This window comes from Ruegeria sp. BF7 (genome assembly GCF_056538605.1).
Genome location: NZ_JBQFTM010000009.1, coordinates 23,930 through 38,304, shown reverse-complemented (window position 1 = coordinate 38,304; position 14,375 = coordinate 23,930). Strand labels below are relative to the sequence as shown.

General features: G+C 62.0%; 12 protein-coding genes. 11 read left to right on the top strand and 1 reads right to left on the bottom strand.

Translation table 11 applies throughout. From position 1 onward, the window contains the following. Nucleotides 1-2: 2 nt before the first annotated feature. A complete protein-coding gene (locus tag ACR0IK_RS16750; protein ID WP_480642353.1) occupies nt 3-695 on the top strand; it encodes a DUF1007 family protein in 693 nt (230 codons plus the stop codon). After that, nucleotides 680-1,615 (top strand): nickel/cobalt transporter, encoded by a 936-nt coding sequence (locus ACR0IK_RS16745; protein ID WP_480642352.1) that lies wholly within the window; start codon nt 680-682, stop codon nt 1,613-1,615. The genes ACR0IK_RS16750 and ACR0IK_RS16745 overlap by 16 nt, the downstream gene beginning before the upstream one ends. On the opposite strand, the gene truA is transcribed toward ACR0IK_RS16745, so the two are convergent. After that, complete coding sequence (truA, locus tag ACR0IK_RS16740) at nt 1,612-2,379, bottom strand: tRNA pseudouridine(38-40) synthase TruA (RefSeq protein WP_480642350.1); 768 nt, start codon at nt 2,377-2,379, stop codon at nt 1,612-1,614. The two genes, ACR0IK_RS16745 and truA, sit on opposite strands and share 4 nt — an antisense overlap. Before the next feature lie 106 nt (nt 2,380-2,485). On the opposite strand from truA, the gene ACR0IK_RS16735 reads away from it, so the two are divergent. From ACR0IK_RS16735 to ACR0IK_RS16695, 9 genes are all read left to right on the top strand, one after another. Next, the gene (locus ACR0IK_RS16735; RefSeq protein WP_480642441.1) at nt 2,486-3,898 is read left to right on the top strand and encodes a YcjX family GTP-binding protein; all 1,413 of its coding nucleotides are present in this window, start codon (nt 2,486-2,488) and stop codon (nt 3,896-3,898) included. Next, nucleotides 3,895-4,350 (top strand): N-acetyltransferase family protein, encoded by a 456-nt coding sequence (locus tag ACR0IK_RS16730; RefSeq protein WP_480642349.1) that lies wholly within the window; start codon nt 3,895-3,897, stop codon nt 4,348-4,350. Before ACR0IK_RS16735 ends, ACR0IK_RS16730 begins: the two co-directional genes overlap by 4 nt. Continuing rightward, on the top strand, nt 4,343-5,332 hold the full coding sequence (locus tag ACR0IK_RS16725) for a YcjF family protein (protein WP_480642347.1): 990 nt from the start codon (nt 4,343-4,345) through the stop codon (nt 5,330-5,332). Before ACR0IK_RS16730 ends, ACR0IK_RS16725 begins: the two co-directional genes overlap by 8 nt. A 54-nt stretch (nt 5,333-5,386) precedes the next feature. Continuing rightward, on the top strand, nt 5,387-6,097 hold the full coding sequence (locus ACR0IK_RS16720; RefSeq protein WP_480642345.1) for a VIT1/CCC1 transporter family protein: 711 nt from the start codon (nt 5,387-5,389) through the stop codon (nt 6,095-6,097). A 93-nt stretch (nt 6,098-6,190) separates the two neighbouring features. Further along, nucleotides 6,191-7,498, top strand: coding sequence for an SDR family oxidoreductase (locus ACR0IK_RS16715; protein ID WP_480642343.1), 1,308 nt, complete (start codon nt 6,191-6,193; stop codon nt 7,496-7,498). Continuing rightward, nucleotides 7,498-7,977: a DUF2269 family protein gene (locus ACR0IK_RS16710; RefSeq protein WP_480593652.1), complete on the top strand. Its 480-nt coding sequence runs from the start codon at nt 7,498-7,500 to the stop codon at nt 7,975-7,977. The genes ACR0IK_RS16715 and ACR0IK_RS16710 overlap by 1 nt, the downstream gene beginning before the upstream one ends. A 92-nt stretch (nt 7,978-8,069) precedes the next feature. After that, nucleotides 8,070-10,763, top strand: a complete 2,694-nt coding sequence (locus ACR0IK_RS16705; protein WP_480642342.1) for a DUF2339 domain-containing protein — start codon at nt 8,070-8,072, stop codon at nt 10,761-10,763. A gap of 164 nt (nt 10,764-10,927) precedes the next feature. Continuing rightward, nucleotides 10,928-13,840 (top strand): isoleucine--tRNA ligase, encoded by a 2,913-nt coding sequence (gene ileS / locus ACR0IK_RS16700; protein ID WP_480642340.1) that lies wholly within the window; start codon nt 10,928-10,930, stop codon nt 13,838-13,840. Between the two features lie 71 nt (nt 13,841-13,911). Beyond that, entirely contained in the window at nt 13,912-14,367 is a 456-nt protein-coding gene (locus ACR0IK_RS16695; RefSeq protein ID WP_480642338.1) for a methylated-DNA--[protein]-cysteine S-methyltransferase, read from the top strand. Nucleotides 14,368-14,375: the final 8 nt, after the last annotated feature.

The window sequence follows — 14,375 nt, the reverse complement described above, 5'->3', positions numbered from 1 at the left end:
CTGTGAAACGCGTTGCCGGGCGTGGATCGAACCCCTATCTTTCGCCCATGCGCTGTATCGTGACCCTTTTGACCTGTTGCCTGCCGATTTCGGCCATGGCGCACCCGCATGTCTACATCGACACCGGGCTTGAGTTCATCGTGGACGACTCCGGCCAGTTGACGCATGTGCGCGTGACCTGGGCCTATGACGAGCTATACTCGCTTTACCAACTTGAACAGTTGAAACTGGATCACGACTTCGATGGCGTCTTGACCGCAGGCGAAGAACAGGTCCTGTCGGGTTTCGACGCGCATTGGATTGAAGGGTACAACGGTGATCTGGTTGTTTTCGCCGATGGCGCTCCGGTGGCTTTGTCCGGGCCGTTGGAGCCTACAGCCACAACTGAGGACGGGCGTATTGTAACAAGCCATTTGCGTGCGGTTGAGGGCGGCGCGGTGTCTGCATCTTCGCTGACGGCGAAAGCATATGATGAGACATTCTACATCGCATACGACGTGACGCGCCCCGTTACAGTGACAGGGCCCGCATCCTGCCAGATTGATCGGATTGATCCCGATATTGATGGGCAATTGGCGCAGATGCAGGCATTCCTGCTGACGCTTGACGCCGATTATGATCTTGAGGAAAACGATATCCCGATGGTCGGGGAGAGCTTTGCGTCCGAGATTTTCATTTCATGTCCAAATACCTGATTTTTACGGTTGCCATCACTATTGCTTTGCTGCTGTGGTTCTGGGGAAGTGGCGGATTTGACAGCCTTGCCGCCTGGGCTGCAGGTGAGCAGCGCGAATTTCAGAATCAGATCGCGCGGGCTTTGCGCGCGGTTCGAACCGAGCAGCCCGAAGCGGTCGCAACACTGCTAACAGTCTGTTTCGCCTATGGCTTCTTTCACGCCATCGGCCCCGGCCACGGTAAGGTGCTGATCGGAGGCTACGGGCTGGGCCGTCGCGTCGCCTTCTGGCGCCTGTCCGCGATCAGCGTGCTGTCAAGTCTGGGGCAGGCGGTGACGGCTGTTGTGCTGGTTTATGCGGGTGTCCTGATTTTTCAGATGTCGCGCGAAAGTCTTGTGGGCACAACCGAGCAAGTCATGGCTCCGATCAGTTATGCCGCTATTGCCGCGATCGGCCTTTGGTTGGTGACCCGTTCCATTCGCAGCTTTGCACGGCGCCATCGGACCGAAACAGCGCGTCAGCACCATGATCACCACCATCATGAACACGATCACCATGATCACAATGATGGCGTCTGTTCCGATTGCGGCCACCGACACGGCCCGACGGCCGAGGAAGTTGCTCAGGTTGGCAGCCTTCGCGAAGCCACGCTGCTGATCGCAGGCATTGCCGCGCGGCCCTGCACGGGCGCATTGTTCGTGTTGATCCTGACATGGCAAATGGGCATCGCAATGATCGGCATCGCAGGCGCGTTTGCGATGGCTTTGGGCACGGCAACGGTGACAACTCTGGTTGGTTGGACCTCGTTTGGCCTGCGCGGAGGGTTGTTGGCTTCAGTCTCGGCCACACGGTTTGCTTCGGTGTTGGCCCCGACCATCGAACTGGTGGCGGGACTGACTATCGTGGTGATCGCCAGCGGTCTTTTGATGCGCGCGATCTAGTCGAATACCGGTTCCGGATACTCAACCCGCGCCAGATAAAGGCCCTGCGGTGGGCACACAGGCCCACATGCGGCACGGTCGGTGGCCTCTAGCGCAGCGCGTACATCTTCGGGCGTCCACGCACCTGCGCCGACCCGTTCCAGAGTTCCCACGAAGCTGCGCACCTGATTGTGCAGGAATGACCGTGCGCGGACGTGGAAATGCACCTCGGGGCCGGAAAATCCCTGAACCTTTTCGACCCGCAACTCATCCAGCGTTTTGACCGGGCTGGCGGCCTGACAGATGGAGGAGCGGAAAGTGGTGAAATCATGCCGACCGATCAACGTATCCGCCCCAGCCTGCATGGAGTCGACGTCCAACCGATGATTGATCTGCCAGACCTGTCCGGCGTCATGGGTTGCAGGGGCACGGCGCATCAGGATGCGGAACAGGTATTGCCGCTCCAGCGCTGAAAACCGGGCGTGCCAGTCATCGTCCACCCGCGCGGCCTTCACGATGGCCACAGGCTGTGGTTTGAGGTGATAGTTCAGCGCCTCGGACAGGCGGAACGGGTCCCACTCCTTGACCAGATCGCAATGGGCCACCTGACCCAGCGCATGAACGCCCGCATCGGTGCGGCCGGCGGCGGCAATGGTATGCTCTCCGGGTTGAATGCGCGACAATGCCTGTTCGATTGCGCCCTGAACGGACGGCAATTCCTTTTGCCGCTGCCACCCGGCAAACGGTTCCCCCTGGTATTCGACTTTCAGCGCGTATCTGGGCATGGGCCGCTGGTAACCTGCCGCGAGAAAAGGGGCAAGGGTGGGAAAGCTCTGGCAAGTGCGGCGACCTCTACCTATCTTGAGCGAAACGAAAAAGCGGGGCGACAGTTTGGTCATCTCATCCCTGGCAGACAGTCTTGTGCGCGGTGTGGAATCCGTGGGTGACCGTGTGTCTGAAACTCTGTTTGAACCCGTCATCCGTCTGGGCGTCACCGGGTTGGCCCGGTCGGGTAAGACGGTGTTCATCACCTCTTTGGTTGCGAACCTTCTGGACCGGGGGCGTATGCCCGGTCTGGTGGCGCAGCAGGAAGGTCGCATCAATTCCGTCTACCTGCAGCCGCAGCCGGACGATACTGTGCCACGGTTCGACTACGAAAACCATCTGGCCGCCCTGACCGGCCTACAACCGCACTGGCCCGACAGCACCCGCGCCGTGTCCGAGCTGCGCCTGTCCTTCAAGGCTCGTCCTTCCGGGCTGCTTTCCGGCCTGCAGGGGCCGCGAACCATCCATCTGGATATCGTGGACTATCCCGGAGAATGGCTGCTGGATTTGGCTCTGCTGGACAAGTCTTATGAGGTCTGGTCCGCGGAAACGCTGGACCGTATCGCCGGTCGCACTGAGGCCGCCGCGTTTCTTCATTTGGTCAACACGAGCGACCCGGCTGAAACGCATGAAGAACCCAAAGCGCAGGCCCTAGCCAAGGAATTCGCATCTTATCTCGGCGCTGCGCGCGATGCCGGGTTCTATGATTGCACACCCGGGAGATTCCTGTTGCCGGGCGATTTGGCAGGGTCTCCGGTGCTAACCTTCGCGCCACTGAACGTGGAGGGACACGCGCCCCGGCGCAGCTTGCACCGCGAAATGGCGCGGCGGTACGAGGCCTATAAGTCTCAGGTCGTAAAGCCGTTCTTTCGGGATCATTTCGCTCGGATCGACCGGCAGGTGGTTCTGGTCGACACACTGGGTGCGATCCATAAAGGACCACAAGCGGTCGAGGATATGCGCCGAGCAATGGCCGAGATCCTTGCGGCCTTCCGCCCGGGGCGCAACGCATGGCTCAGCCAGTTGCTGTTGGGCAAACGGGTCGAGCGCATCTTGTTTGCCGCCACCAAGGCCGATCACCTTCACCACACGCAACATCCCCGCCTGACCCACATCATGGAAGCTCTGACCCGCGATGCCCGCGACCGTGCCAATTTTGCCGGGGCGGAAACGGCGGCGCTGTCACTGGCGGCGCTGCGGGCGACGACCGAAGAAATCCGCAATCACAAAGGGGCTGACTTGCCATGCGTACGCGGCACCTTGCTGGACGGCAAACAGGCGGCCTTTTATCCCGGCGAATTGCCCGACGACCCGGCGCATCTGCTGGGCCCGGCCCGCAACGGGGCCGAAAGCTGGCTGGGTGAGGATTTCGAATTCATGGCTTTTGCGCCCGCGCATCTGACCCTGCGCCCCGGCGACGGCCCTCCGCATATTCGGTTGGACCGCGCCGCGCAGTTCCTGATCGGAGACCGCCTGTGACAGTGACCCTCCGCCCCGCCCGCAGCACGGATGCCGGTAGCATCGGAGAGATACTGCACGGGTTTTCGCGGGAAAACGGCTGGATGCCCAAGCTGCACTCCCGCGCCGAAACGATCGCTTTTTGCGGCTGGATGATTGACCAGGACTGGGTCACTGTGGCCGAGGCCGAGAGGGGAATCCTTGGATTTCTGGCGCTGAATGGGGATGACATCCACTCGCTGTACCTGACACCGGCAGCGCGTGGGCAAGGAATTGGGCGGCGTTTGCTGCAACACGCCAAATCCGTCCGGGCACAGCTGTCCCTGTATGCGTTTCAGGCCAATCTTGGTGCGCAGCGGTTCTATGAACACAACGGATTTGTCGAGATTTCCCGCAGTGATGGGGCGGACAATGATGAAAACCTGCCGGACATCAAATATATCTGGCGCAGGGAAGGGGCGGTAGATGCCTAGAGGTCCGGTACTGATCGATCTGGATGCGGAAGAGCCCGCGGCTGATGTGGCGCAGGCCCCGCCAGTGCCCGATATTGCCCCACCGCAAGGGCAGGCGATGCAGGCGGCGGCGCGGCTGGCGGCGCGGAAACCCTCAGCCCTGTCGCGGTGGTTCTGGGGGCTGGCGCTGGCGGTGATCGGCGCCGTGGTCTCGGTTGCCGCCTGGGACTTCGTCAATTCACTGCTGCTACGCGCGCCGATTTTGGGCTGGGTCGTGACGGGGTTGATCGGGGCGCTTGTTCTGGTTGCTTTGATCATCGCGGTGCGGGAACTGGCGGCTATTGGGCGGCTGTCCCGTGTGGATGGAATGCGCCACGCTGCCGAGGTCGCACTGGCCGAGGGTGATCTGGCGCAGGCCCGCGCGGTGACCAACCGCCTGATCGCGTTCTACAAAGGGCGCGACGAAACCCAATGGGGCCGCGATCGTCTTGCCGAACGGATGGGCGAGCAATTCGACGCGTCAACCCTGCTGACCCTGGCCGAAGACGAGTTGCTGGCCCCTCTGGATGCTGCCGCCAGCCGCGAGGTCGAGGCCGCCGCCCGGCAGGTTGCTACTGTGACCGCACTGGTGCCCTTGGCGTTGGCCGATGTTGTGACGGCGCTTGCGGCTTCGTTGCGGATGATCCGCCGGGTGGCCGAGATCTATGGCGGCCGCGCAGGGTTTCTGGGCAGTTGGCGTCTGACGCGGACTGTCTTTGTGCATCTGGTGGCGACCGGGGCCGTGGCCGTGGGTGACGATCTGCTGGAGCCTATTTTGGGCGGATCGGTCCTCAGCAAACTGTCACGCCGATTTGGCGAGGGGCTGGTGAACGGCGCACTCAGCGCGCGGGTTGGCGTGGCCGCGATGGAGGTCTGCCGACCGCTGCCATTTTCCGACCGGCACAAACCTTCAACGCGCGGGATGATCAAGCGTGCGCTCAGCGGGTTGTTTTCCAAAACTTGACCTGTCGCAAAGCCCTTTGGCCCGCTGGCATGCATAACAAAGCCGGAGCCAGCCATGACCGATCACGGACACAGCCAGCAAGAAATCGCCGCGCGGATCAATGCGCCACCCGGTCGGGGCGTGCTGCGCGATGTGGTCTATGGCGGCATTGACGGGTCGGTGACCACCTTTGCCATCGTGGCCGGGGTTGCTGGCGCTGGGCTGTCACCGTTCATCATCGTTGCCTTGGGTCTGGCCAACGTGCTGGCGGATGGGTTTTCCATGGCCGCCGGGAATTACTCGGGTACAAAGGCCGAGTTGGACAACATCCGCCGTATCCGCGCCATCGAAGAGCGCCATATCGACCTCTACCCCGACGGTGAGCGCCGCGAGGTGCGCGAGATTCTGGCGCAGAAGGGCCTGTCGGGCCGCGTTCTGGACGAGGCGACAGATGCGATCACAGCCAACCACGAAAACTGGATCAACCTGATGGTCGAGGGCGAATACGGCCTGGGCAGCGTTGATCCCCATCCGTTCAAGGCGGCAATGGCGACCTTCATCGCGTTCCTCGTTGCCGGCATGGTGCCGCTGCTGCCGTTCCTTCTTGGGTTTGATCAAGCCTTTACGATCTCGGCCTGCATGACCATGGGCGTTTTCTTTTCCATCGGAGCGTTCAAGAGCCGCTGGTCATTGGCGCCCTGGTGGCGATCCGGGTTCGAAACCTTTGTGATCGGTGGGGCTGCGGCGTTGATCGCGTATCTTGTCGGGTCTCTGTTTCACCCGTGACGGCCAAGATTGTCGCAGGGCAGCGTAAACGGCTGGTCAAACTTCGGCCAACGGTTAGGCTGCGGCAAACAGGTTCAAGTGATTGAGTGCCAATTGCAGCTTGCGAATAAAAACGTTCTGGTTTTAGGGGCTTACGGATTTATCGGCGCCGCGGTCTCGTGGTCGCTGCGGGCTGAGGGCGTGCGTGTGTCGGCCTTTGTACGCAGCAAGAAATCGGGGGCTCAGGTTCTTGGGGACGTTCCGCAGATACTGGGTGACTTGCGGGCCTGTTTGCGGCCCGAGGATTGGGACAAGCACTTGCAGGGCATTGATTGCGTCGTGAACTGCGCCGGCGCACTGCAGGATGGTCCGGCAGATGATCTTGAAGCCGTTCACCACACCGCCATTTCAGCTTTGGGCCAGGCCTGCGCGCAAAGGAATATCGCCGTGGTCCAGATATCGGCCATCGGGGCCGAACCCGATGCCGACACTGACTTCATGCGCACCAAGGCCGCCGGGGATGCGGCGCTGCGGGCAAGCGGCGCTGCGTTGTGGATACTCAAACCGGGGCTGGTGATCGGGCAATCGGATTTTGGCGGCACCGCGCTGTTGCGGATGCTGACGGCGGTGCCTGTGGTGCAGCCAATCGCGTATCCCGACACGCTCGTTCAATGTGTCGGGATGCCGGACCTGTGCTGCGCCGTTGTGCAGGCCGTGGCGCAGGACTTGCCGGAGGGGACCTATGATCTGGTCGAGGACACTCCGGCCTCGTTGTCCCAAGTGCTGGCAGAGACCCGCAAATGGATGGGGTTCCCGGCTGCGCGGGCCACGGTGGTAGTGCCAGAGGTGATGACCGGCCTGATCTCGACCTGTGCCGACGGGTTGGGTCATTTGGGGTGGCGCTCGCCCTTGCGCGGCAACGCGATGACAGTGATGGCCGAGGGTGTGGTTGGTAACCCAGAGCCCTACCGTGCGGTCACGGGGCGGACACTGGACAGCTTACCACAGGTCTATGCAGGCTTGACCTGCTCGCGTGAGCACCGTCTGACTGCGCGGATGTCGCTGCTGATGCCTCTGGTCGTTGCAGTGCTGAGCCTCTTCTGGCTGTTATCCGGCCTAACTGGCTTGATCAGTCTGCCTAAGGCAGCGGCCATTCTGACCGAAGCCGGGTGGGGCATGGCTTTGGCCGTTGCCAGCGTCCTGTTCTGGTCCTTCGTCGATATCGCACTGGGCCTTGCCATCCTGTGGCGCCCTTTGGCGGCGCGTGCCTGTGTGGCGCAGGTTGCCGTTGCCCTCGTTTACCTACTGGCCGCAAGTTTCGCGGTGCCGGGCCTTTGGCTCGACCCGCTCGGCCCATTGATCAAGATCCTGCCGGCGATGACGCTCTCGCTTGTTGCCTGGCCCCTGTTGCAGAGCCGCTGATGGACCCGGACCTGATCCTGCGTTGGCTGCACATCATCGGAGCCTGCGTCCTGCTGGGCACCGGTGCGGGGATCGCTTTTTTTATGCTGATCGCGCACCGCTCGGGTGATGCCCGGTTCATCGCGCAGACCGCCGGAGTGGTGGTTCTGGCCGATCTGCTGTTCACGACAACGGCCGTTATTGCCCAGCCCATAACCGGGGGGCTGCTGGCATGGCGGTTGGGCTGGTCCCTGACCGAAGGGTGGGTTCTGGCCTCGCTGATGCTTTACGCGGTGGCCGGGGTGTTCTGGCTGCCGGTCGTTTGGATACAAGTGCGAATGCGCGGGCTGGCGCAGGCGGCGGCTGACAGCGCCGTGCCCTTGCCGCAGGTCTATCACCGTCTGTTCCGTATCTGGTTCGCCTGCGGGTTTCCGGCATTTGCGGCGGTGTTGACCATCCTTTGGCTGATGATCGCGCGCCCGACGATCGGGTGGATTTAGCCCGCAGGCCTATGAGTAAATTGCCGGGATTTCTGACTGTTGCCTGCTGCGAGCCTCGGGTAGCTTGGCGTTGAAACCACCCGGAGAGCCCATTGGAATCCCTGCTTGTTCTTGTCGGATTGATCGTGTTGGCCATACCAGTGGCCATTATTGTTCTGCTTGTCGGTCACACGCGCCTGCGCCGCCGGGTCGAACAGCTTGAACTGCAACTCCGCGCGCTGGGCGGAGATGTGCCCGGGGCGCGCGCTGTGCCAGCCCGGCCCGAGCCGCGCAAACCGACCGAGAAACCGGACAAGCCGCCGAAGCCCGCGCCGTGGTCCAAGGCGCAAGCACCTCGGCCCGCTGCCGAGCAGTCCCCGCCTGCCGCCGTTGTGTTTCGCGAGGATCGGTTTGCTGCCCTCTCGACCTGGTTGCGGGAGAATTGGTTTTACGCGTTGTCGGCCCTGTCGCTGGCGCTGGCGGGGATATTTCTGGTTCAATACGGCGTTGATAACGGGTTGCTGCCGCCGTCCGCCCGCGTGATTGCCGCGTTGATATTCGGTGCGGCGCTGATCGTTGCCGGCGAAGTGATCCGCCGCAGGTATGGCGATGACGAATCCTCGGCCACCGCCTATTTGCCCTCGGTCTTCTCCGGCGCCGGTCTGGTCACCCTGTTCGGAGGCATTCTGGCCGCAAGGCAGCTCTATGACCTGATCGGCCCCGAAGCCGCGCTGGCTGCGATGGTTGTTGTCGCACTGTTGGGGTTGGTTTTGGGGTGGTTTCACGGCCCCTTACTGGCCGCCGTTGGTTTGATCGGAGCCTTTTCGGCCCCCTTCGTCGTTGGCGGCGCGTCCAAGGACCCCAGCTGGCTGTATGCCTATTTCTTTGTGATCGCCGTTTTGGGTCTGGGAATCGACACGGTCCGGCGCTGGGCGTGGATCTCGGTTCTGACCTTGTTCGGTGCGTATTCGGCCTGCCTGTTGCTGGTGTTGTCCTCACCCTTGACGGAACCTGTCTACCTGATCTGCGTCACGGCGCTGGCGGTGATTGCGATTGCTATCCCCGTTCGGCGTGTTCGGCCCGATCATGGCGGCGTGATGATCAGCCAGATCATCCGTCGCAAAAAGGGAGGCGCGTGGCCCGAATTTCCAACCCGGTTGGGTTTTGGTGCAGTTGCCGTAAGTTCCGTCATTCTGTCGGTGCACTGGGCCGACAGCCCCGCTGAGTTCTGGTTGGGAGTTGCGCTGCTGGCGGGGTTGACACTTGGCCTGATGCTGTGGGGCAGGCAGGCCGAGGCCTTGCAGGACGCAATCGCGGTGCCTGCGCTTGGCCTCATCTGGTTCGTTCTGGTGCATGGCTGGGATGACGGCATCGTGCTGCGCCAGTTCGCCGAAACCTATGCCGAAACCGCCGAGGCAGATTACCCGTGGGTGGTCACAATCCTGATCATGCTGGGCGCGGTGATTTCAGTCACCGCAGCGTGGCGCTCGATGCAGGCGCCCACATTCCCGGCGGTCTGGGCCGGTGCGGCTGCTGTCTTTGCACCCGCTCTGGCCATCGCGCTTGAGGTCGGCTGGCATCCCGCAGACACCATCGGAGCCTACCCGTGGGCGCTGCATGGCATCGCATTGGGCGTGCTGATGGTTGTCTTTGCCGAGCGCTTTGCGCGCATTGATGGCGACCAACGGATGCGCGCGTCTCTGGCGACGCTTTCGGCGCTGTCCTGTTTGACCTTTGCCTGCGTCATCGTCCTCAGTTCAGCGGCGCTGACCATTGCTCTGGTCGCGATGATTGTTGTGGCCGCCGCGCTGGATCGCAAGTTCACCCTGCCTCCGTTGAGCTGGTTCATTTGGGCCGGAGTGTTCACGGTCACGGTGCGACTGGTGCTGAACCCGGGTCTTGTCTGGGCCAGTTCAGTGCCGGTGGCCGAGATGGCGCTGGTTTACAGCGCAGCCACCGTCGGGTTCCTGATCGGATGGCTGTTGATCCGTCCTCTGACCCGCCCCGTGGCATCGCTGCTCCTTGAGAGCGCTGCCTGGGCGACTGGGGGTATCCTGCTGTCGCTTTTGCTGGAACGCTGGCTGCAGAGCTTTGGTGAAGGCGGTGCCAACAACAGTCATTGGGGGCTGGGTCTGCTCGCGCTCATTTGGCTGCTGCTGGCCTTCGCACAGGTGCAGCGGTTCGAACTGGGCGGCAAGCTGAACTATGCCCGCTATCTTTTGGCCGCGTTCTTTGCCGGGCATGGCCTATTCCGGCTGGCACAGGCGCTGGCTGAGGCGAACCCGCTTCTCAGCACAATCGCGCCGCCGGTTCTGGGCCCGCCTGTCCTGAACACATTGGCGGTGGCTTACCTGTTGCCTGCGCTGGCCATCGGGTTCTCGGTTTGGCGCATCCATGCCACACCGCTGTGGCTGAAGCGCGCCAGTTGGGGGCTTAGCAGCGTGTTGGCGGCGGTCTGGCTGGGCTTGATGATCCGTCACGTCTGGCAGGGTGCCGCCGGGATGTATGAGGACAACGGTGTGACCCAGCCCGAACTTTACACCTATACCATGGCCCTGCTGGTGATCGGGGCAGCACTGTTCTACCAGTCGCTGGCGCGCCGATCCGACCTGATGCGCAAGGCAGGTCTGGGGGTGATCGGGCTGGCCGTGGCCAAGGTGTTCCTCATCGACATTGCCGGGCTGGGCGGCCTGATCCGGGTGTTCTCGCTGCTGGCTCTGGGCCTTGCGCTGGCGGGTCTGGCGTGGCTCAACCGCTGGGCCAAGCTGCGCCATTCGCCGCAAGGGGCGGAACCTCTGGACCATTAGGCGCGGGCGTCCTATAAGCGCGGCCATGTATGACCGGACGGCCATCATTATTCGAATTATATCCCCGGCGCTCTGACCCTCTGAGACGCCGGGCAAAGGTGTTTGAGACTTCGCACCGACCGCTTCGATCCTAGTACGACCAGATCATCCAAAGGACGCCCCCAATGTGCGCCGACACGATCCAGACACCTGATTACAAAGACACGCTGAACCTGCCCAAAACCGAGTTCCCCATGCGCGCCGGCCTGCCCAAGCGCGAGCCCGCATGGCTGGAGCGGTGGGAGACCATCGGCGTCTATGACCGCCTGCGTGAAAAAGTGGGCCGCCAGCCCTTTACGCTGCATGACGGCCCCCCGTACGCGAACGGTCACCTGCATATCGGCCACGCGCTGAACAAGACCATCAAGGACATGATCGTGCGGTCCCATCAGATGATGGGCTTTGATGCGCGTTATGTTCCGGGCTGGGACTGCCACGGTTTGCCGATCGAGTGGAAGATCGAGGAGCAGTACCGCAAGAAGGGCAAGAACAAGGACGAGGTGAACGTCGTCGATTTCCGTCAGGAATGCCGCAAGTTCGCCGAAGGCTGGATCGACATCCAGCGTGAAGAGTTCAAGCGTCTGGGCATCACAGGCAACTGGGCCGATCCCTACATCACGATGGACTATCACGCCGAGGCCGTGATCGCCGACGAGTTCATGAAGTTCCTGATGAACGGCACGCTTTATCAGGGCTCAAAGCCCGTGATGTGGTCGCCCATCGAAAAAACCGCTCTGGCCGAGGCCGAGGTCGAGTATCACGACAAGGAAAGCTTCACCATCTGGGTGAAGTTCAAGGTCGTGAATGCAGGCGATCTGGATGACGCGTTTGTGGTGATCTGGACGACCACCCCTTGGACGATGCCTTCGAACAAGGCTGTCGTTTTTGGCAAGGACATCTCTTACGGCCTGTACGAAGTCACTGGAGCGCCTGACGAATGCTGGGCTAAAGTCGGAGACAAATTCCTGCTGGCCGATAATCTGGCCGCCGACGTTCTGGGCCGAGCGCGCCTGAACGATGACCAGTGGACCCGCGTCCGTGACGTGACCACGGATGAGCTGGCGGGCGTGCAACTGACCCACCCGCTGGCCGGGGCCGAGGGCGGCAATGGCGAATGGGACGACATCCGCGACTTTCGCGCGGCTGAGTTCGTGACCGATACCGAAGGCACTGGCTTCGTCCACTGCGCGCCGTCGCACGGTATGGAGGAATTCGAGCTTTACCGCGATCTGGGCATGCTGGAACAGGTCATCACCTATAACGTGATGGACGATGGCTCGTTCCGCGCCGATCTGCCGTTCTTTGGCGGCAAGTACATCCTGTCCCGCAAGGGCGGTGAGGGTGACGCGAACAAGGCCGTCATCGACAAGCTGGTCGAGGTTGGTGGCCTGCTGGCGCGTGGCAAGATCAAGCACAGCTATCCGCATTCGTGGCGCTCGAAAGCGCCGATCATCTATCGCAACACGCCGCAGTGGTTCGCATCGGTTGACCGTAAACTGGACGATGGCATGGGTGAGATGGGCGACACCATCCGCGAACGCGCCCTGCGGTCCATAGACGAGTTGGTGAAATGGACTCCGCAGACCGGTCGCAACCGCCTGTATTCCATGATCGAGGCGCGCCCGGACTGGGTCCTGTCCCGCCAGCGCGCCTGGGGTGTGCCGCTGACCTGCTTCACCAAGAAGGGCGCTTTGCCGACCGACGCGGATTACCTTCTGCGCAACGAAGAGGTCAACGTCCGCGTCAAGGCGGCGTTTGAGAAAGACGGCGCGGATATCTGGTACACTGAAGGCTTTAAAGGGAAGGTCCTCGACGGCATCGCCAACCCCGACGACTACGATCAGGTGTTCGACGTGTTGGATGTATGGTTTGATTCCGGTTCAACCCATGCCTTCGTTCTGCGCGACCGTGAGGACGGGACCGAGGATGGCATCGCCGACGTCTATATGGAGGGCACCGACCAGCACCGCGGTTGGTTCCATTCGTCCATGCTGCAGGCCTGCGGCACCAAGGGTCGTGCGCCGTACCGCAACGTGGTGACACACGGATTCACGCTGGATGCCAAAGGCAACAAGATGTCCAAATCGCTGGGCAACACCATCGTGCCGGAAGAGGTCGTCAAACAGTACGGCGCGGATATTCTGCGCCTGTGGGTGGCTCAGACCGACTATACCGCCGACCAGCGGATCGGGCCGGAAATCCTGAAAGGCACCGCTGACAGCTACCGCCGCCTGCGTAACACCATGCGGTTCATGCTGGGCTCGCTGGCCGACTTCACCGAAGCCGACCGCGTCGCGCCCGAGGAAATGCCGCGTCTGGAACGTTGGGTGCTCAGCCGTCTGGCCGATCTGGATGAGCAGGTCCGCAAGGGTTATGCGTCCTTCGACTTCCAGGGCGTGTTCAGTGCCGTGTTCACTTTTGCCACGGTCGATTTGTCGTCCTTCTACTTCGACGTCCGCAAGGATGCACTGTATTGCGACGGTGACAGCCTGCGCCGCCGCGCGGCCCGCACCGTGCTGGATATCCTGTTCCACCGCCTGACCACTTGGTTGGCACCGGTTCTGGTCTTCACCATGGAAGAGGTCTGGCTGGAGCGCTTTCCGGGCGATGACAGCTCGGTCCATTTGGTGGACTTCCCGGAAACGCCCGCCGACTGGCGCAACGAGGTGCTGGAAACCTATATGGCAAAAGTGCGCCGCGTGCGTCGTGCCGTGACCGCTGCGTTGGAGGTCCAGCGTCAGGACAAGGTAATAGGTTCCAGCCTTGAGGCCGCGCCGATCGTGCATGTCGAGGATCAGGAAACCCGCGATCTGCTTGCCACCTTTGACGTGGATGACATGTGCATCACCTCGGGCTTGACCGTTACCGGCGACCCAGCCCCCGCCGAAGCCTTCCGCGTACCGGAAATCGAGGGCGTCGCGGTGGTGTTCGAAAAGGCCGAAGGCGAGAAATGCCAGCGCTGCTGGAAGATCCTGCCCGATGTTGGTCGCCACACTCACGCAGGTGTCTGTGGACGCTGCAACGAAGCACTGAGCTAAGATCAGACCCCCTGGCCATCGGCCGGGGGTTTTTCGTTGCAGCGGGGGCGGCGATCTGAAACGCTGCCATCATGCCGATGATTGCCGTTGAAACCCAGTTTGGCTGCCTTGGGGTCGAAGAAACCGACGGAGCCGTCACGCGTCTTGTGTGGGATGGTCGGAACGAGGGATCCCAAACGCCCTTGTTGCAGGAAGCTGCCGCGCAGTTGACGGCTTATGATCAGGGTCAACTGGAGCGGTTTGATTTGCCCTACCGCGTGGCTGGGTCAAAATTTCAACAGCAGGTTTGTGACCTCATGTTCGCTATCCCCTTGGGCGAGACACGCACTTACGGCGACATCGCCAAAGAGTTGGGGCAGCCCCCTCAGCCCGTGGGGCAAGCCTGCGGAGCCAACCCGATCCCGATCATCATCCCCTGTCACCGGGTGCTGGCGGCCAACGGACTGGGCGGCTTTTCTGGTGACGGAGGGGTTGAGACCAAGGTTGCCCTGCTGCGCCATGAACGGGCGGCGGGCCTGCTGATCTGACGAGCGGA

Excerpts from the sequence above, each read along its gene's own strand:
- ileS (WP_480642340.1), top strand. The coding sequence starts at position 10,928 with ATGTGCGCCGACACGATCCAGACACCTGATTACAAAGACACGCTGAAC.
- ACR0IK_RS16710 (WP_480593652.1), top strand. The coding sequence starts at position 7,498 with ATGGACCCGGACCTGATCCTGCGTTGGCTGCACATCATCGGAGCCTGC.
- truA (WP_480642350.1), bottom strand. The coding sequence starts at position 2,379 with ATGCCCAGATACGCGCTGAAAGTCGAATACCAGGGGGAACCGTTTGCC.
- ACR0IK_RS16745 (WP_480642352.1), top strand. The coding sequence starts at position 680 with ATGTCCAAATACCTGATTTTTACGGTTGCCATCACTATTGCTTTGCTG.
- ACR0IK_RS16720 (WP_480642345.1), top strand. The coding sequence starts at position 5,387 with ATGACCGATCACGGACACAGCCAGCAAGAAATCGCCGCGCGGATCAAT.
- ACR0IK_RS16725 (WP_480642347.1), top strand. The coding sequence starts at position 4,343 with ATGCCTAGAGGTCCGGTACTGATCGATCTGGATGCGGAAGAGCCCGCG.
- ACR0IK_RS16695 (WP_480642338.1), top strand. The coding sequence starts at position 13,912 with ATGCCGATGATTGCCGTTGAAACCCAGTTTGGCTGCCTTGGGGTCGAA.